The sequence below is a fragment of the Lachnoclostridium sp. An14 genome (assembly GCF_002160755.1).
In the GTDB taxonomy this organism is placed as follows: domain Bacteria; phylum Bacillota; class Clostridia; order Lachnospirales; family Lachnospiraceae; genus Lachnoclostridium_A.
This window is the reverse complement of the sequence record NZ_NFLE01000013.1, coordinates 90,870-108,598: the sequence shown is the minus strand read 5'-3', so window position 1 is coordinate 108,598 and position 17,729 is coordinate 90,870. Positions and strand designations below refer to the sequence as shown.

Annotated in this window: 17 protein-coding genes, 2 tRNA genes and 1 pseudogene; 2 read left to right on the top strand and 18 right to left on the bottom strand. The window is 55.5% G+C overall.

The window, feature by feature from the left end; translation table 11 throughout:
• Window positions 1-142: 142 nt before the first annotated feature.
• From B5E84_RS09590 to B5E84_RS09565, 6 genes are all read right to left on the bottom strand, one after another.
• A complete protein-coding gene (locus B5E84_RS09590; protein WP_242963333.1) occupies window positions 143-787 on the bottom strand; it encodes a bifunctional 4-hydroxy-2-oxoglutarate aldolase/2-dehydro-3-deoxy-phosphogluconate aldolase in 645 nt (214 codons plus the stop codon).
• Window positions 784-1,734 (bottom strand): sugar kinase, encoded by a 951-nt coding sequence (locus tag B5E84_RS09585; RefSeq protein ID WP_087222097.1) that lies wholly within the window; start codon window positions 1,732-1,734, stop codon window positions 784-786. The genes B5E84_RS09590 and B5E84_RS09585 overlap by 4 nt, the downstream gene beginning before the upstream one ends.
• A gap of 31 nt (window positions 1,735-1,765) precedes the next feature.
• Window positions 1,766-2,398: a helix-turn-helix transcriptional regulator gene (locus tag B5E84_RS09580; RefSeq protein ID WP_087222095.1), complete on the bottom strand. Its 633-nt coding sequence runs from the start codon at window positions 2,396-2,398 to the stop codon at window positions 1,766-1,768.
• Window positions 2,399-2,478: 80 nt separating this feature from the next.
• Complete coding sequence (gene thrC / locus B5E84_RS09575; protein ID WP_087222093.1) at window positions 2,479-3,702, bottom strand: threonine synthase; 1,224 nt, start codon at window positions 3,700-3,702, stop codon at window positions 2,479-2,481.
• A 13-nt stretch (window positions 3,703-3,715) separates the two neighbouring features.
• Window positions 3,716-5,224 (bottom strand): AbgT family transporter, encoded by a 1,509-nt coding sequence (locus B5E84_RS09570; protein WP_087222091.1) that lies wholly within the window; start codon window positions 5,222-5,224, stop codon window positions 3,716-3,718.
• 12 nt (window positions 5,225-5,236) lie between these two features.
• Window positions 5,237-6,394 carry a M20 family metallopeptidase gene (locus tag B5E84_RS09565; RefSeq protein ID WP_087222090.1) on the bottom strand — a complete coding sequence of 386 codons (1,158 nt, stop codon included), beginning with the start codon at window positions 6,392-6,394 and terminating at the stop codon, window positions 5,237-5,239.
• 259 nt (window positions 6,395-6,653) lie between these two features.
• On the opposite strand from B5E84_RS09565, the gene B5E84_RS09560 reads away from it, so the two are divergent.
• Window positions 6,654-7,121 carry a RidA family protein gene (locus B5E84_RS09560; protein WP_087222088.1) on the top strand — a complete coding sequence of 156 codons (468 nt, stop codon included), beginning with the start codon at window positions 6,654-6,656 and terminating at the stop codon, window positions 7,119-7,121.
• 38 nt (window positions 7,122-7,159) lie between these two features.
• Here the strand turns inward: B5E84_RS09560 and pgeF are convergent, their stop codons facing one another.
• The 11 genes and pseudogenes from pgeF to B5E84_RS09505 form a co-directional block, all read right to left on the bottom strand.
• Entirely contained in the window at window positions 7,160-8,038 is an 879-nt protein-coding gene (pgeF, locus tag B5E84_RS09555; RefSeq protein WP_087222086.1) for a peptidoglycan editing factor PgeF, read from the bottom strand.
• Between the two features lie 25 nt (window positions 8,039-8,063).
• Complete coding sequence (locus tag B5E84_RS09550; protein WP_087222084.1) at window positions 8,064-8,405, bottom strand: YraN family protein; 342 nt, start codon at window positions 8,403-8,405, stop codon at window positions 8,064-8,066.
• A gap of 17 nt (window positions 8,406-8,422) precedes the next feature.
• Entirely contained in the window at window positions 8,423-9,064 is a 642-nt protein-coding gene (locus B5E84_RS09545) for a ribonuclease HII (RefSeq protein WP_087222082.1), read from the bottom strand.
• A gap of 110 nt (window positions 9,065-9,174) precedes the next feature.
• Window positions 9,175-10,029: pseudogene (gene ylqF, locus B5E84_RS09540) on the bottom strand (ribosome biogenesis GTPase YlqF); the annotation flags it as partial.
• Window positions 10,030-10,105: 76 nt separating this feature from the next.
• Window positions 10,106-10,651, bottom strand: coding sequence for a signal peptidase I (gene lepB / locus B5E84_RS09535; protein WP_087222080.1), 546 nt, complete (start codon window positions 10,649-10,651; stop codon window positions 10,106-10,108).
• An 80-nt stretch (window positions 10,652-10,731) separates the two neighbouring features.
• Window positions 10,732-11,079 (bottom strand): 50S ribosomal protein L19, encoded by a 348-nt coding sequence (gene rplS, locus B5E84_RS09530; RefSeq protein WP_087222078.1) that lies wholly within the window; start codon window positions 11,077-11,079, stop codon window positions 10,732-10,734.
• A 168-nt stretch (window positions 11,080-11,247) separates the two neighbouring features.
• Entirely contained in the window at window positions 11,248-12,399 is a 1,152-nt protein-coding gene (locus tag B5E84_RS09525; protein WP_087222076.1) for a YcxB family protein, read from the bottom strand.
• A 76-nt stretch (window positions 12,400-12,475) separates the two neighbouring features.
• Entirely contained in the window at window positions 12,476-13,393 is a 918-nt protein-coding gene (locus tag B5E84_RS09520) for a SufB/SufD family protein (protein ID WP_087222074.1), read from the bottom strand.
• A gap of 2 nt (window positions 13,394-13,395) precedes the next feature.
• Window positions 13,396-14,133 (bottom strand): ABC transporter ATP-binding protein, encoded by a 738-nt coding sequence (locus B5E84_RS09515; protein ID WP_087222072.1) that lies wholly within the window; start codon window positions 14,131-14,133, stop codon window positions 13,396-13,398.
• A gap of 102 nt (window positions 14,134-14,235) precedes the next feature.
• Complete coding sequence (locus B5E84_RS09510) at window positions 14,236-15,222, bottom strand: diaminopimelate dehydrogenase (protein WP_087222070.1); 987 nt, start codon at window positions 15,220-15,222, stop codon at window positions 14,236-14,238.
• A gap of 194 nt (window positions 15,223-15,416) precedes the next feature.
• Window positions 15,417-15,500, bottom strand: a tRNA-Leu gene (locus B5E84_RS09505).
• A gap of 175 nt (window positions 15,501-15,675) precedes the next feature.
• Between B5E84_RS09505 and B5E84_RS09500 the strand changes: the two genes are divergently transcribed.
• A tRNA-Leu gene (locus B5E84_RS09500) sits at window positions 15,676-15,759 on the top strand.
• A gap of 132 nt (window positions 15,760-15,891) precedes the next feature.
• Here the strand turns inward: B5E84_RS09500 and B5E84_RS09495 are convergent.
• A complete protein-coding gene (locus B5E84_RS09495) occupies window positions 15,892-17,727 on the bottom strand; it encodes a 5'-nucleotidase C-terminal domain-containing protein (RefSeq protein ID WP_087222068.1) in 1,836 nt (611 codons plus the stop codon).
• Window positions 17,728-17,729 lie beyond the last annotated feature (2 nt).

Sequence of the window (17,729 nt, the reverse complement as noted above, 5' to 3'; positions counted from 1 at the left end):
GTGGGGGATGTGCGGGGGGATGGGATAATTGTAGCATATTTTGCAGGGAAGGTGGGGAGACGTAGAAAAGGGAGGAAACGGGCGGACCGTTTTTTAGGCGGTCCGGCGATTGCCTCCCTTTGGATAGTCGAAAATAAGTTCTTCAGAATTGGGGGTTATTGCAGCCTGCTGCCTTCACCAGATCTCTCACGAAATATTTCGCCAGATCCCAGCGTCCCTCTATCACATACTCCTTGGGAATCAGGTTGCCGCCGATCCCCACGCCGATGAACCCTCTGTCAAAAAAGGACCTCACATTCTCCCGGTTCACGCCTCCCACTGCCACGTAGTCCGTCCCATCAAAGGGGCCTTTCAGGCTGTCAATATATCGGGGTGGTAAATCTCCCGCCGGAAACAGTTTCATCACCGTATATCCATATTCCAGGCACAGGGCCACATCCGACGGCGTCATAACGCCGGGAAGAAGGGAAATCTGCCGCTCCCTGCAGAATTTCAGGGTATATTCTGACACGGACGGGGTGAGAAAAAAATCAGCTCCCGCCATCTCTGCCTCCCTGCACCGGTCTGGCGTCGTCACCGTCCCGGCTCCGACCTTTACCTCCGGCCGGTCCTTAAAATGCTGTTTCAGCCGCTCGATCTGCCTGGGGCCGTCCTGAGAATTCATCGCCACTTCAAACATCCGGATTCCACCGCGAAACACCGTTTCCCCATAGGTCTCCAAAAGTTCCGAAGGCACATTTCTCAGGATGGCGCAGATGGGTGCTTTCCTCAATAATTCCCGCATCATCTCGCCACCTCCTCCCGTCCCCAAAGGAAGTCCTCCAGATAACGGCGAGAGGGACATCCTCCCGTATCACCCACACACTCCGTAGCCATAGCCCCAGCGGCTGCCCCCATTTTCCCGCACTGCTCCACAGGCAGATTCTCCAAAATCCCGCACAGGAAACCAGCGTTAAAGGCATCTCCCGCGCCAATGGGGTCTACACAATGGCAAGGGTACGGAGGAATTTCCACCGATTCCTCCCTGGTAGCGGCCACAGCGCCGCGGTCCCCGTTTTTCACGGCTACATACTTAGCCCGTCCTTTTTGAAACAGCAGCTTTAAAAGCGATTCCGGATCCTCCGTCTCAAACAGCATTCGCCCTTCCTCCAGCCCCAGCAGCACAATATCCGCCTCCAGAGCCATTTCCCTTAAAACGCCGCGGTAATCCTGTCCGCCCCATAGTTTCTTCCGCACATTGGGATCAAAGCTGACCATACAGCCCCAGTCCCTGGCCATTTTTATGGCTTTTTGCGTCATTTCCAGGCAGCTTTCACTGAGCACCGGCGTGATTCCGGTCAAATGGAGAATCTTCGCCTCCCGCAAATACGTTTCCGGCAGATCCGTTCCATCCATCCCCGACGCGGCAGAACCGTTTCGATAATAGAACACCGAAGTTTCCCGTCCCGTCAGCATCTGCCGGAACATGACGCCGGTGCGTCCGCCTTCCACAAATTTTACCTGACTGGCGTCCACGCCCTCCGCCCGGACCGCATTCTGGATCAGATACCCAAATTCATCCTCCCCCAGACGGCTGATCCATCCAGACGTATGTCCGAAACGGCTGGCATAAACCGCCACATTGCTCTCTGCCCCCGCCACTCCCGGCGAAAAAGAATCCGCATAGCGCAGAAATCCGCTTTTTCCGGGAGCCAGGGAAACCATCGTCTCTCCGATCGTAACGATTTCCGGCATATCTCCACCTTGTTCCTGCTCTCCCGTCCGCCTACTGACCTTCGTTTAAGTAATTATAGACCGTAAACCGGGAGATTCCCAGAAAATCAGCTACCCGTTCCGCCGACTTCTTGATGAGGAACGCTCCTTTCCCATCTAAATAATGTACAATCGCGACCTTGTCCTCTTTTTCCAACTCCTCAAGTGCTTTTCCTGTATAGTGCACAGCATCCAAAAGCATGGCATCCAACAGCTCATCCACATTGCTGGTAAAGACCTCTTTCTGGGTGTCCTTTTTATCCGGCTCCGTGATGTTCTGCAAAGTTTTCTGAAATTTCACCAGGCCAGTAATGTCATAGTTAATGCAAAGACTGCCCACCACATTTCCTTCCCCATCCTTAAAATACTTGCTGGAGGATCTGAGAATCTTCCCATCGGGAGTAGTATTGATATAATGGTAGGTATCCTTTGGCTGGGCCGTCCCGCGGAGAATTTCCAATCCGGTGTTTGTTCCGGAACCGCCCACTTTCCGGCCTGTCACGTGGCCGTTCCAGATAGCCACTATGGTATTGTCATAAGGCCTCGTGAGATCGTGAAGCACCACCTCACAGTCCGGCCCAAACTGAGCCGCAATACACTCCCCAATTCCTGTAAGCATTTCTAAATGATCTGAAATATAACTCATCTCGCGTATATCCTCCTGATTTTCCAGTTCTTTCCTTTTTACAATAATAACTTACAGAAATTATTTTTACAATACACAGCCTAAATTTGGAATTGGCTGGCCAGATACCGTTTTAAAGCAGAAATCTCACAGGCCACTGGCTCCGGCAGCTCCATTTCCCCTTCGATGCGGGGCAGCTCCTTCACTCCGTTTCCTGTAACCACACATACCACACACTCTCCGTCACGGATCTTTCCAGACCGTCTCATCTTCTCCACCACCACATAGGCGGCCGCGCTGGCTGACTCAGCAAAGATCCCCTCCCGCCGGCCCAGCAGGGACTGCGCCCTGCGAATTTCCTCATCATCGGCATCGTCGGCCCAGCCCTGAGACTGGTAAACTGCCGCCAAAGCCGTTTCCCCATCCAGAGGGAACGCGTCGGCGATTGCCACCGCAATCCCCTGAGGATGCTCGATTCTCTCAATCTCCCCCGGCGCTTTTTTCTCCCGGAACGCCCGTACCAGAGGATTGCAACCAGTTTCCTGAGCCGCAATCATCCTGGGAAGGCGGTCTGTCAGTCCCAGGGCTAGAAGATCTTGAAATCCTTCATAAATACCGGATAAAATTCCTCCGCCGCCCACGGGAACGGCGATCCAGTCCGGAACCTGCCACGAGAGTTGTTTCGCAACTTCGTAAGCAATCGTTTTCTCTGCGTCCGCCTGAAAAGGATTGTAAGGGGCAGCTGTCGTCACATTGTGCCATCCGTATGTCTCGCACACCTGGCCGATCAGCTCAATGCAGTCCGTCACGGATCCCTCCACCGGAATTACCCTGGCTCCATAATGAGCAATCATAGCAATCCTCTGGGACGGAGTGCTGGCTGGAACCATTACATAACAGGGGATTCCTGCCCTGGCGGCGTAGGCAGCAGCCGCTGCCCCCGCATTTCCCGCCGAACCGATCACCACTCCTCTGGCTCCAAGCTCCAGTGCTTTGCTGAATGAAATGCTCATGCACCGGTCCTTAAAAGTACCGGAGGGGTTCATTCCTTCGTTTTTCAGAAACAATCCTTCTATCCCCAGGCGCTCCGCGGCAACCAGAGGTGTTTTTCCCTCTCCCATGGTGATCCGTTTCCCAGTTTCCGCCACAGGGAACAGCGCCCTGTAATCCCAGAAGGTCTCCGCGTTTTTCATCATCGTTTTCAGATATTCCCGGTCACGAAACTCATAAACGGAGTGAAGGGTGCCGCCGCAGTCCGGGCAGCGGTAGGCGTCTTCGTCCCAACTTTTTTTGCACCTTCTGCAAACCTGACGATATCGTTTCATGTCATACCTCCCATCACAGCCAAATATTTCCACCAGGGCCAAGGGGCAGTCCCAGCACTGTCCAGATGACCAGCATGATCAGCCAGATGACCAGGAAGGAAATGGAATAGGGCAGCATCAGGGAAAATGCCGTGCCCATACCCGCTTTCTTATCATATTTTCTCAGGAAACCCACCATCAGCGGAAAATAGGTAAACAAGGGGCTTATGGGATTGGTGACGGAGTCGCCGATCCGGTACAGTACCTGAGTATAAGCCGGATCAAATCCCAAGAGCATCAGCATCGGCACGAAGATGCTGGAAATCAACGCCCATTTTGCTGTCTGACTGCCGATAAAAATGTTGATGACGCAGCAGAGGAACACCACTCCCACCGCCAGGGGGATTCCCGTCAGTCCAATGTTCTGCAAAGCGTCCGCACCGCTGATAGCCACAAAGATTCCCAGATTGCTCCAGCCAAACCAGGCGATAAACTGGGAGGCTACAAAAGCCAGAACCAGAAAGCCAGAGATGCTGGCCACTCCTCCTGCCGCCAGACGAACTGCGTCAGAATCTTTTTTGATCATCCCCACCGTTTTTCCGTAGACAATCCCCGGCACCAGGAAAATAACCGTCATGAAAAATACCATGCCGTTTAACAGAGGCGATGGAATGATCGTCCCGGACGGATCCCGCAGAACGCCCCCGGGCAAAATCCCGATCCCGATGATCGCTAACACCGCTAAGGCGGCAATTCCTGCCCGTTTTAATCCTTTTAACTGAATGGGAGTGAGCTCCTCCAATTTCTCATCCCCCGCCTCAATCCCGGACAAATCCTGATATCTGGGCGCCACAAACTTTTTCGTCACCCATGCGCCCAAGAACGCCAGCGGGAAACAGGAAAAAGCCATAAAATAGTAGTTTACCGCTGGATTCACCGTCACTGTAGGGTCTATAATATGAGCTGCCGTCTCCGTCATTCCTGCCACCAGCACATCCCCTGTACACAGGAAAATACAGGCGTTAAAGCCAGCCGCCACCGCCCCGTAAGTGGCCGCGATTCCGATAAACGGATGCTGGCCCATGGAGAGGAAGATCAGCGCTGCCAGCGGCGGTAGCACGATAAATCCAGAATCCGAAGCCACATTGGAACTGATGGCAATGAAAATCAGCACTACCGTAACCATACTTCTCGGCAGCTTGCTGACGCTTTTGGTCAGCAGCGCCTTCAAAAGTCCTGTTCCTTCTGCCACTCCCAGCCCCATCATCACCAAAATCACCGACGGCAGAGGCCCGAAACCGGACAGGTTGGTCAGCATACTGTTTACAATTTTACGGATTCCGTCCGGAGTCAGCAGACTGGTCACTATGATCAATTCTCCTGTGGCGGGATTTTCCACCTGCCATCCAAGCCCCTCTCCCACTGCGGAAATCACCAGAATTGCGATTCCCATGATGATAAACAGCACCGCCGGATCCGGCAGCCGGTTCCCGGCCCGTTCCAGCCTGGTCAGCCACGATGTCTTTGCTGCTTTTGTACCCATATGTACCCTCCTTTACTGCAAAATTTCTTTTGCAAGCTGATAGAAAAACTCCGTGCTCTCCCTGATCTCCTCGATTTCCACGTACTCGTCCACCGTGTGGGCCTGTTCCATCTTTCCCGGACCGAATACCAGAGTCGGCACCCCTGCATCCACCAGAAAATTCTGATCGTTTCCTCCGGAGAAAAATGTGTTGACCGCCTCTTTTCCCAAAGACCTCTCGTAAACCTTATTGCAGATTTTTACGATCTCGCTGTCCCTTGCCACGTAACCGGCATTCAGGCACACGTAAGGCCGGATGGAATAGTCAAAGCCGGCACGCTTCCGTTTCACCTGATCCAGCACCTCCTCGATCTCCTTCTGACAGCTCTCTATGGTCTCCCCCGGCAGCATTCGCCTATCCACTTGAATTCGAATCAGATCCGGCACGATGTTATCCTTCAAACCTCCGTTTATCACTGTGGGGGCCAAAGTGGGCGGCGGCAGGATCTCATGAGTCCGCGATGCCAGACTTTGAGACAGGCGCTCCAAGGCCAACAGAACGTAGCCCGCATTGGTCATGGCATTGATTCCGTTTTCCGGGGCTCCGGCGTGACAGCTTACCCCCAGTACAGAAATCTCATACCTGGCAACTCCCCGGTGGGCCAGGCAGAATTTGCCTCCGCTGGGCTCGCTGATCACCCCATAATCCGCCTTCACAAATTTCGGGGAGGCAATGTAATGCTTGATACCCATATCGTGGAGTTCTTCATCACAAACAAACACTAATACTAGTTGCCCTCCATGAAAAGGGAAACCTTCTTCCTTCAAAGCCAGAGCTGCTGCCGCCATGGCCGCCACCCCGCCCTTCATGTCGCAGGCCCCTCTGCCGTACAGCTTTCCGTCCTGGATCACCGCCTGGAAGGGATCACTGTGCCAGCCTTCTCCCGCTGGAACTACATCCAGATGTCCGTTATAAATCAAATGGGTCCCTTCCTTATTTCCGATGGAGGCGATGAGATTGGCACGCTCTGGATATTCCGGCAGCACCTGCACCACTGTCTCAAACCCGTCCTGCCCCAGCACTGTCTCCAGGTAACAGGCACAGCTTTTTTCATTTCCCGGAAGATTGGAAGTGTCAAAGGCGATGAGGTCTTTTAACAGCTCCAACGCTCTTTCTGTTTTTCCGTCCATATTCTTCTCCTTTCCTGCAAAATAGAAGCTCTCAACTTTTTGTTGAATTTATTCTATCTCTGTTTCAACTTTTTGTCAATATATCTCCTTAATTTCTGCATATTTTTTTACTTTTTGTTGAAAATATATTGCTTTTTTCAACATGATGTGCTATTTTGTTCTTATCAGTTTTGATATATCTCAACTTTTTGTTAGAAACCAAAGACTCTTTTCATCGTCACAGAAAAGGAAAATTTGAAAAGAAAGGAATCGAAACGCTATGTCAGACATCTATCAGAATTTAAAAGAAATGAACCTGTCCCTTCCCACTCCGCCGCCCAAAGGCGGCCTTTACACGCCGGTACAGGCCTTCGGTGAAAATTTCTTATACTGTTCCGGCTGCGGCCCGGACCAGAATGACGGCTCCACAGTCATCGGAAAGCTGGGCAGAGAGCTGTCTGTGGAGGAAGGACAGGAGGCCGCCCGCCGCTGTATGCTGAACCTTTTGGCCAACCTGGACAAAGAACTGGGGGATTTAAACCGAATCAAACGGTTTGTAAAGGTTTTGGCTTTTGTAAACTGCACCGACGACTTCACCCAGCAGCCCCAGGTGATCAACGGAGCCTCCCAGCTCCTTATGGATCTGTTCGGGCCGGAAACTGGACTTCCCGCCAGAAGTGCCATCGGCACCAACGCTCTCCCCGGAGGCATTGCCTGCGAAATTGAGGTGCTGGTGGAAATTCAGTGACAGGAAAAAAGTGTGCGCAACAGCGCACACTTTTTTTGTTATAACCTCTCTCCCATCCCATCCCTCAACCCCAAAAACGCACAAAGATTCCCTCTCCTTTCCCCCATCCGCCTATGGGAATAGAGGAGTTCCGGGTTGCAGCAGGTGCAGATGTTGGTTACGTGCAGGTGTTCCGGGCGGAGGCCGGCCTCCAGGAGAATGATCTCGTTGGCCCGCCACAGGTCCAGCTGGTACTTTCCGGCCTGTCTGCCGGGCGCCAGGATGTCTCCGTGCCAGCGGGGATCAAATTCCTTCCGGAACGCCTCCGCCACCTCCTCGCCCACCTCGTAGCAGTCCTGGCAGATGCTGGGGCCCACGCAGGCGATGAGATCCTCCGGCTGGGAGCCGAACTCCTCCCTCATCCGCTCCGCGGTCACTCTCCCCATGCGGGCCACCGTGCCCCTCCAGCCGGAGTGGGACAGCCCGATGGCCCTGCGCACCGGATCCAGGAAATAGAGGGGCACACAGTCGGCAAAAAAGGTCACCAGAGTGATCCCCGGTTCGTCAGTGATCAGGCCGTCCACATCCCGGTAATCCCGCTCTCTGACCACGCCTTTGCCCCGGTCGGCGGCAGTCACCCTCCGCACGTTCACCGTGTGGGTCTGGTAGGTGAGGGTCATACTCTCCGTCTCCACCCCCAGGGCCTTCGCCATCCGCCGGTAATTTTCCCGCACCCGCTCCGGGTCATCCCCTCTGGTAAAGGAGAAATTCATGGTGGAAAATGCCCCCTCGCTCACTCCTCCCAGCCTGGTGGAAAATCCGTGGGCCACCAGCCCCGTCTCCTCCAGGGCAGGGAAGGCGAGATAGGTCACTCCCTCCCTCGTTACAGTCTTTAAACTGTCCGGTCTGTCCTTTTTCTTCCAGTGGATTGTCTCCATCGCTCCATCCTCCTTGCTGCCTGCTTTAAAACGCGTTCCGGATCCAGGTGATTTCCTCCCCCAGCACGGCCACCACGTCAAACCGGCACGGATGTCCGGCTCCTTCCGTCCGCTCTGCCAGGTAGGCCGCCGCCGTCTGGCGGATGGTCTGCTGCTTGGAACGGGTGACTGCCTCCTGGGGAAAACCCATGCGGCTGTCTTTCCTGTACTTCACCTCCACAAACACCAGAGTATCCCCCTCCCGGGCCACCAGGTCGATTTCCCCTCTGGCCGTCCGATAGTTGTACTCCAGGATCTCCAGACCCTGTTCTGCTAAATAGGCAGCCGCCAGGTGTTCCCGGATGCTGCCTTTTCTTCGATTATTCATGGGCGCCTTCTATGTAACTACACAAATTTGGTGATAAAGCTCCGCCTGTGAATGGGGCAGGGGCCGTGCTCCCGGATGGCCGCGGTGTGAACTGCCGTCCCGTAACCCTTGTGTTTCGCGAAACCGTATTCCGGGTAGAGCCGGTCATACTCCTCCATCATGTGATCCCTGGTCACTTTTGCCATAATGCTGGCCGCCGCGATGGACACGCTCTTAGCGTCCCCCTTGACAATGGGCACCTGCATGATGTCCACGCCGGGGATGGTCACCGCGTCGTTGAGCAGCAGGCCCGGCCGCACCTTCAGTTTCCCGATGGCCTGGCGCATAGCCTCATAGGTGGCCTGCAAAATGTTGATCTCGTCAATCACGTCCGGGCCCACAATGCCCACGCTCCAGGCCACAGCCTTCTCCTGGATCTCCAGGTACAGCTCCTCCCGTTTCTTCTCCGAGAGCTTTTTGGAATCATTTAAGCAGAGGATCTCACAGTCCTTCGGCAGAATCACCGCTCCGGCCACCACCGGGCCGGCCAAAGGGCCTCTCCCCGCCTCGTCCACGCCGCAGATGGCCTCCACCGCGGCGTACGTATTTTCATATTCCCGCATGGCTGCCAGGCGTTCCCGCTCCGCGGCCAGCCGTTCCTCCGTCCATTTCCTCGCCATCAGCCGTCCTCCCGCGGGGAATGGGTCTTTGCTGTTTTGGAATCTGTCTCGGAATTTCTTTCAGAATCCTCCGACGGTTTCCGGGCGCCTGCTGTCCGCTCGCAGCCCGGGGGCAGCTCCAGGGTGATCCGCCCCAGCCGTCCGCTGCGGAAATCGTCCAACAGCAAAGCCGCCGCCTTGGCAGTGTCCAGCCCGCTCCCCTTCGTCAGGCAGCCCCTGGCTCTGGCGATGGCCTCCAGACCCTGGTACGCCTGGGAAAGCCCTGTCTCCTCCAGGGAGAGCTCCAGCCCGTACCGCGTTTCCAAAGCCTTCGGGTACGCCCCCGCCAGGAAACGCAAAAGCTCCGCCGCCAGCTCCTCCTTTTGCAGGATCTCGTCGTTGATGGAGCCGATAAAGGCCAGTTTCAGCCCCACGCTCTGGTCCTCAAACCGGGGCCAGAGAATGCCGGGGGTGTCCAAAAGCTCCAGGGTCTTGCTTAAGCGGATCCACTGGTTTCCCTTGGTGACGCCCGGCTTGTTTCCCGTTTTGGCGCAGGCCTTTCCCGCGAAGGAGTTGATAAAGGTGGATTTTCCCACGTTGGGGATGCCCACCACCATGGCCCGCACCGGGCGGTTTAAAATGCCCCGCCTCCGGTCTCTCTCGATTTTCTCCCGGCAGGCCTCCTGCACGGCGGCGTTGATCTGCTTTAAGCCGGAGCCGGAGCGGGAATTCACCTTTACCACATGGCAGCCCTGATCCTTAAAATAGCCGGCCCAGGCCTCGCTGTATCGCTCGTCCGCCATGTCGGATTTATTTAACAAAACCAACCGGGCCTTCCCGCGGCCCAGCTGGTCAATGTCCGGATTGCGGCTGCTTAAAGGCACGCGGGCGTCCACCAGCTCGATAATCAGGTCGATGAGCTTTAAATCCTCCTGCATCGCCCGTTTCGCCTTTGTCATATGTCCCGGATACCACTGAATGTTCATGCTGCCTCCAATCTGCTGTTTCCTTGTCTCTGTTTCCAATACGGCCCGCCTTCCAGACGGGCCTTTTCTCTATCTGTCAGCCGGTCAGCCCGAATCGGATGACCGGTAATATTCGAATCCAAACGGTTCCCTTAATCTGCTCCCGTTTCACATTTCCGATATTGATGAACCTGCTGTCCTCACTGCTGTCCCGGTTGTCGCCGAGCAGGAAGTATTCATCCTTTCCCAGGGTAATGGGATGCTCCGCCAGACCGGCCAGGGATACCTGGCTCAGGCCATTCTCCGCCTTCAGAGGCTGGCCGTCGATAAACACGTAGCCGGCGGTGATCTGCACCGTCTCTCCCGGCAGTCCGATCACCCGCTTGACATTTGTCTTTTTATCTTCCCGTTCAAACACCACCAGGTCAAACCGGCCAGGGCCAAACAGGACGCCTGGCAGGCGGTTCATCAGCACCACATCCCCGCTCTCCAGAGCCGGGGCCATGGAATTTCCCGCGATCTTTACCTCGGTTCCGAACATATACACCGTAAACCAGGCAAAAGCTACCACAAGAATAATATCGACACCCCAATTCAGGATGCGCCGGAGCAGATTTTTTTCCTCATCCTGATAAAAATCCACTCGCTTTCCCTCGTTTCCGTCCTATAGAAATATGATAAGAAAGGGACAATTTGCATTGTCCCTTTTCACTTACCGCTGCATTATTTTACTAATTCTTTTACCTTAGCCGCCTTGCCGACTCTGTCTCTTAAGTAGTAGAGTTTTGCTCTCCGTACTTTACCCTTTCTCACAACCTCGATGTTGTCAACGAAGGGGGAGTGTACCGGCCAGGTCTTCTCAACGCCGATGCCGTTGGAATTCTTTCTCACGGTGAAGGTCTCTCTGGCGCCGCCGTTCTGTCTCTTGATCACGGTGCCCTCGAATACCTGGATTCTCTCACGGTTTCCCTCTTTGATCTTGTTGTATACCTTTACGGTATCGCCAACGTGGAACTCCGGGATGCTCTCCTTTAACTGTGCTGCCTCAATGTTCTTGATAATATCGTTCATTTTGAACCTCCTGAATCTATTCGATGTTCTTAATACCATTCCATTCCGTAACAGAGGAACATCTCTTATTTTTCATACCGAGACAGTTTATCATAAAGAATGGGAAATTGCAAGGGGAAATTTCCTGTTTTTCCTGCTTTTATCCCCTTATTTTTCCTGTTTCCCGTCCTATTTCCGTTTCGTCTCCTCCATCTGTCCGCGCAGGAAAGACAGAAAGCAGGCGGGGTCGCCCTGGGTAAAGCTGGATTTTCTGATATAAAGGACGCCTTTGTTGCCGCGAAACCTCACCACAAAGCCTTCCTTTGTCTCCTTAGCGGAGTGGATCGCCTGGTAGGGCAGGCATCCGTTTCCCGCGTTGCCGTTAAAGAAAATCCCCTTCCCGCCGGCCCAGTAGGTAATGTGCTGTCCCGCCGTGCCGGGATTGTTGTTCTTCCGGAGGGTGTCCAGAATGCGTTTTCTGCTGTTGGACACCGCCTCCGTCACCGCGCAGACCGCCCACAGACATCCTACGATCCCCCAGCCCACCGCCATGCTCAAACCGTCGCCGGAAAACAGCATCTCTCGCTCCCGGAAGACCACGTAGGCCAGGGCCACGGCCATAACGGCCGCCCAAATCCGCCAGTTTCTCCTGCGGACAATGGCACAGAGCCCATTCTGCCACTCCTCGTCCCAGACCTCACAGATCACATAGGGCGCGTCCTCTCTCTCCCGGACTGTTTCCTGGAAAGCAGGGCTGTCTTCTTCCGCCGGCCCATCCGTCCGGGGCCGCTCCCACCGTTCCTTTAAAAACCGGCGGAACCCATCGGCCCCGTCCGGCCCGGAAATCCCACGCCAGCGCAGGTAGAGTGCTATGCTCGGGCCGAAAAACAGGTAGAGCCCCTCGCTGTCCTCCCAGATCCGGTGAATGGAGGAGTATTTGATCCAGTCCTGCCCTTCTTTTCCTGTGCCAAATTTCTCCTCGCCAAACAGCCACCTCTCTCCTTCCCGCCGTTTTTTCTTTCCATAGTAGCCGGAAAGCAGCAGCACCAGCTGTATTCTCACAGAAGGAAGGCTGCAGGCGCCCAAAAATCCGGCCCAAAACAGCATCCAGGCCACAAACGAAACCGTCTGCCCGGAAAAAAGCAAAGGTTCCACCACTGCCATCTCGATTTTCAGCATCGCTAACAGCAACAGCCCCACGGCGATGATCCTCAAAACCACCTGTATTCCGCTGTTTCGTTCCTGCTTATACAGACGGCCGGAAATCCTTACCATCCGTTTCGTCATCACGAACCGTTCCCTTACGGTTTCCCTGTTGTCCACCTGATAAATCGGTTCCATTTGCTCCTCCTTTCCCTAACCTTCCCGCGATGCAAACAAGGAGGACGCCCTTCCGGGAACATCCTCCTTCTGCCGCTTATTTCAAGAATCCGTTTACGATCTGGGCCTCCGCTTCCTCCTCCGTCAGTCCCAGGGTCATCAGCTTTATGATCTGCTCTCCGGCGATCTTTCCGATGGCCGCCTCGTGGATTAAGGCCGCGTCGGTGCACTCCGCCACGATCTCCGGCACCGCCTGGATCTTGGCGTCGCCCATGATGATGGAGTCACACTCGGAATGGCCGCTGCAGGCCGCGTTTCCAAAGAGCCGGGACACGAACTTCTGATAGGAAGAATCCTTGGCCACGGAACGGGAAATGATGTTGGCGCTGGAGCCCTCGCCGTTTAAATGGGCGCTGATCTCGCTCACTGCCGTCTGGCTACCGTGGGTCAGCAGGCGCTCCTTGATGACCACCTTGGCCCCTGCCGCCAGATCCATCTCCGTTTTCCGGTCCGTAGAGTCCACGCCCTTGATCTGGACCATCTCCATCTCCATGTAGCTGCCTTCGTCCATGTGGACCTCCGTCACCGGGTTTAAGATCCGCTTGCCGTTTCCATCCCCCTCGCCGTAGTGCTTTTCCACGTACTTCACCTTGGCGTTTTTGCCTACGTGGAACCGGTGGATGCCGTCATGCTCGGAATCCTGGTTTCCGCAGTTGTGGATGCCGCAGCCCGCCACGATCACCACGTCGGAATTCTCTCCGATGTAGAAATCATTGTAAACCACGTCGTTTAAGCCGCTCTCACTTAAAATCACCGGGATGTGGACGCTCTCGTGAACCGTCCCCGGCTTGATGATGATGTCGATGCCGGTGCCGTTTTCCTTGGAAACGATGTCGATGTTGGCCGTGGTGTTGCGGCTGTCCAGCTTTCCGTTGGAACGGATGTTGTAGGCGCCCTCCGGAACTCCGTGAAGGTCGGCAATCTCTCTGAGCAGTGTCATCTGAATCTGGTCCATCCTTAGTTCCCTCCTTCGTAACTTCTGCACACGTCCACCGCGGACGGCGTTCCCAAAAGATCCGGCAGGATTTCCTCCCGCGGTCCCTGGTTGCGGATCTCGCCGTCGGCGATCACCACGATCTCGTCAGCGATGCTCAAAATCCGCTCCTGGTGGGAAATGATCAGGATGGAACTGTCGTGGATCTCCCCGCGCATCTTCTCAAACACCTGGATCAGGTTCTGGAAACTCCACAGGTCGATCCCCGCCTCCGGCTCGTCAAAGATGGACAGTTTCGTCCCCCTTGCCAGCACGGTGGCGATCTCTATCCGTTTCAGCTCGCCGCCGGAAAGGCTGGCGTTCACCTCGCGGTTGATATAGTCCTTGGCGCAGAGTCCCACCTCAGAGAGGTATTTGCAGGCATCTGCCACGGACAGGGTCTTTTTCGCCGCCAGACGGAGCAGGTCGATCACCTGCACCCCTTTAAAGCGCACCGGCTGCTGGAACGCGAAACTGATTCCCATATTGGCGCGCTCCGTGATGCTGGCGTCGGTAATGTCCGTTCCGTCAAAATAAATCCGTCCGGACGTAGGCTTTGCCACGCCGGCAATAAGCCGGGCCAACGTCGATTTGCCGCCCCCATTGGGTCCGGTTATGACAATAAACTTATTATCATCAAGAGTAAGGCTTAAGTCCTTAATGATTTCCTTTTCCGTGCTCCCCTCCTGCACCTCGAAGGAAATGTGTTCCAATGTAAGCATCGTTGTTCCTCCATACTTCCATGTACTTTTCTGCCGCCGTTTCCGGGGCATTCTTCTGCCTTCTCTATTGTAGACGTTTTCCCTGTTTCTGGCAAGCCCTCTTTACAGCATTTCTTTCCTTAACTCCTCGCCGCTCTTAGCCGTCAGGTAAGCGGGAGCCACGTCAAATACGGTCTTGCAGCCGCTCTGGCCCTCTTTTGCCATGCGGTATGCCGCCCGGGCGTAGGCCACCAGAATGCTGGAGGTAAACTCCGGGTTGGAATCCAGCTTTAAGCTGTACTCGATCACGTGGGTGTTCTCCTGGTTCCAGCCGGTCTTTCCGCTGCGGATCACGAAACCGCCGTGGGGGATTCCCGCGTGGTCTCTCAAAAGCTCCTCCTCGCTGATGAAGTGCACGGTGGTGTCGTAGTCGGCAAAGTAGTTGGGCATGGTCTTGATCTCCTGCTCAATGCGGGCTAAGTCGGCCCCTTCCTCCGCCACTACAAAGCACTCTCTGGTGTGTTTCTCTCTGGTGGTCAGCTCCGGATTGCTGCCGCTCCTCACCGCGTCCAGGGCGGCGTCCACGGGAATGGTGTACTGTCTGGCGTCCTTTACTCCCTCCACTCGGCGGATGGCGTCAGAATGGCCCTGGCTCACGCCTTTGCCCCAGAAGGTGTAGTTGCTCCCCACCGGCAGCACGCACTCGGCGTAGAGGCGGTTTAAAGAAAACATACCGGGATCCCAGCCCACGGAGATCATGCCCACGTGGCCGCCCTCTTTTGCCGCCGCGTCCACTGCCGCGAAGTGCTCCGGGATCTTTGCGTGGGTGTCAAAGCTGTCTACCACGTTGAATAATTTCGCGAACTTCGGAGTCTGCACCGGCAGGTCGGTGGCGCTTCCGCCGCAGAGGATCATCACATCAATCTGATCCGCCATCTTCTCCGCCTCGTCCGCGTGGTATACCTTTACACCCTCCGTAAGGATCTTCACGGAATCCGGGTTTCTCCTGGTAAACACTGCGGCCAGCTCCATGTCCGGATTCTGCTTTAACGCGCACTCCACTCCACGGCCCAGATTTCCATAGCCTAAAATTCCAACTCTGATCGTCATAACTGTTCTCTCCTTTTCCCGGCTCTGTCTGCCGTATCCTTTGTTTTTCTGTCCGCCGGATGGTCTGTCTCCACCCGCGGCATCGCCCCAAAGGGGGCTGTCACAGGGAAATCATAGTCCCGCGGCTGCGGATACCTGTTTCCGTGACAAAGACAAAAGGCGCATCCTCTCAACGGGGATACGCCTTCGTACTATGCGGGAGATGGGACTTGAACCCACACGAGCATACACCCACAAGATCCTTAGTCTTGCCTGTCTGCCAATTCCAGCACTCCCGCTTAACGTATGGTATTATATCACGGGCAATTTTTAAATGCAATCCTTTTTTCCAAAAGTCTGCCAAATTTTTTGGCAAATCTTTTCAAAATTTTTCAAAAAAATGGTTGACAAATGGATTTTTATCCCTTATAATGACAAACGTGCTTGTGAGACAGGTTCTCACGAGAACGGTTCGCAGAAGTGGCGGAATTGGCAGACGCGCACGGTTCAGGTCCGTGTGGTAGCAATACCGTGAGAGTTCAAGTCTCTTCTTCTGCACGAGAAAAGAGCTGTCGGAGTTCCGGCAGCTTTTTTTGTGTCGTAAAAACTTCGTTTAGAGAACACAGATTCAGGGAGAGGCATTCGCCTCTCCCTGCCGCTTTTCTCCCATCCCATGGGATGATATACATATTATTTGATGGTAATGCGTCCCTGGCCAGCGGGGTTGGCGTACTCCGCTCCCACGGTTCCGCCCAGGTTGTCCCGCACGTAGGTGGACAGGATGTCCACATCCGCCATCACCTCGTCCTGGAGAATGTTGCAGCCCATGAACATATTCATGCCGTCGCCGCCGTTTTTCAGCATATAGTTGTGGGAGGCCACGGTGTAGGTCTTGTTCACGTCCAGGGGCTCGCCGTTTACCAGGATGTCCGTCACCCGGTACGGGCCGGTCACGGCTACGAAATTCCGCTTGTCATCCAGCTGCACGCTGCTGGGGATGGAGGAATCCACCGTAAAGGTCAGGCCGGACACGTGCTGGAACCCGCCGCTCTCCTCCGGATAGTTCTTCACGCCCATCTCCAGGGCATCCTTGATCTGCTGGCCGGTGGCCTCCACCACGCAGCCCATGTTGCCGTAGGGGAATACCCGCAGGGTGTCGTTGTAGGTGATATTTCCGGCGGCAATGTTGTCCCGGATGCCGCCGCCGTTGCTGAATCCGATGTCGGCTCCCAGCACGTAGCGGTAGGCGTCCGCCGTCAGATCGCCCAGGTTCGTCTCCCCGCTCCGCACCCGGCGCAGCCCCGTCTCCGGGTCATTGACCGTCAAATCCACGCTGGTGGTGGCCAGCACCGTGTTTAACGTCTCCTCAAACCGGGCCTGGATCTGGGCGATGAACTGGGCCGTCGCCGGATCTTCCGCCTTTTCTCCCTCTGTCCCCTGGCTGCCGGGGATGATCAGCACCTGGCCGGGACGGATGACGTTGGGATCGCTCACCTGGCCGCGGTTGGCCTCGTAGATCACCTTCCACAGGTCATAGGAGCCCAGCTCACGCTTGGCGATCCGGGAAAGGCTGTCTCCCGGCTGAACGGTATAGGAGGCGTTCATCCCCTCTCCGCTCACCTCCGACACCAGCTCCGTGGTGATGGAGCCGTCGGTGCCGATGGTCATTTTTCCGATGTTGGCCAGCTTGGTGCCGGTCTGGGTAATGGGAATGGCCTCGCCGTTCTTATTGCTGACTGTGGCGGAGGGCACCGTCTCGTGGGAATGGCCGTCGATCACGGCGTCGATGCCGGTGGTATTGGCCACAATCGCCGCGGAGCTCCAGCGCTCCGTGATCCCCGCGTTGCCCAGATGGCCCACCAGGATCACGTAGTCGGCACCCGCCTGTCTGGCCTCGTCCACCGTGCTCTGCACCCTGGTGTACATGGCCTGTCCGCTGGCGTCCTCACAGAATCCGTATATGTAGTTTCCCGCCCCGTCCTGGAAATACTTGGGGGTGGATTTGGTAAAGCTCTCCGGGGTGCTGGCGCCCACCAGGGCCACCTGGGTCTCCCCGAAATCCATCATTTTATAGGGAGAAAACACCGTCTCCCCGGTGCGAAGGTCCGTAAAGTTGCAGGAATAGTATCCGCATTCCAGCTGATCCGCCAGCCGCAGAAACTGTTCCATGCCGTAGTCAAATTCGTGATTTCCAGGAACGGCAAAGTCGTAGCCCACCTGGTTCATGATGGCCACAATGTCCTCCCCTTCCGACAGCGTGCCGATGGGAGAACCTTGGGTCGCGTCCCCGGCGTCTACCAGGGCCACGTAAGGCGTTTCCGCCAGCATCTGTTTCTCGTATAGGGCCAGGCCCGCGTAGCCGATGTTGTCGTCCACGCCGCAGTGCACGTCGTTGGTGTAGAGAATTACAATCTCCTGATCCGGATTCTCCGCCCCGTACACCGTCATCCAGGATGCCGCCGACATCGTGGTCACCGCCGCCGTCAGGAGCAACGGCAGCAGACGTCTTTTCCCATTCTGTTTCATGT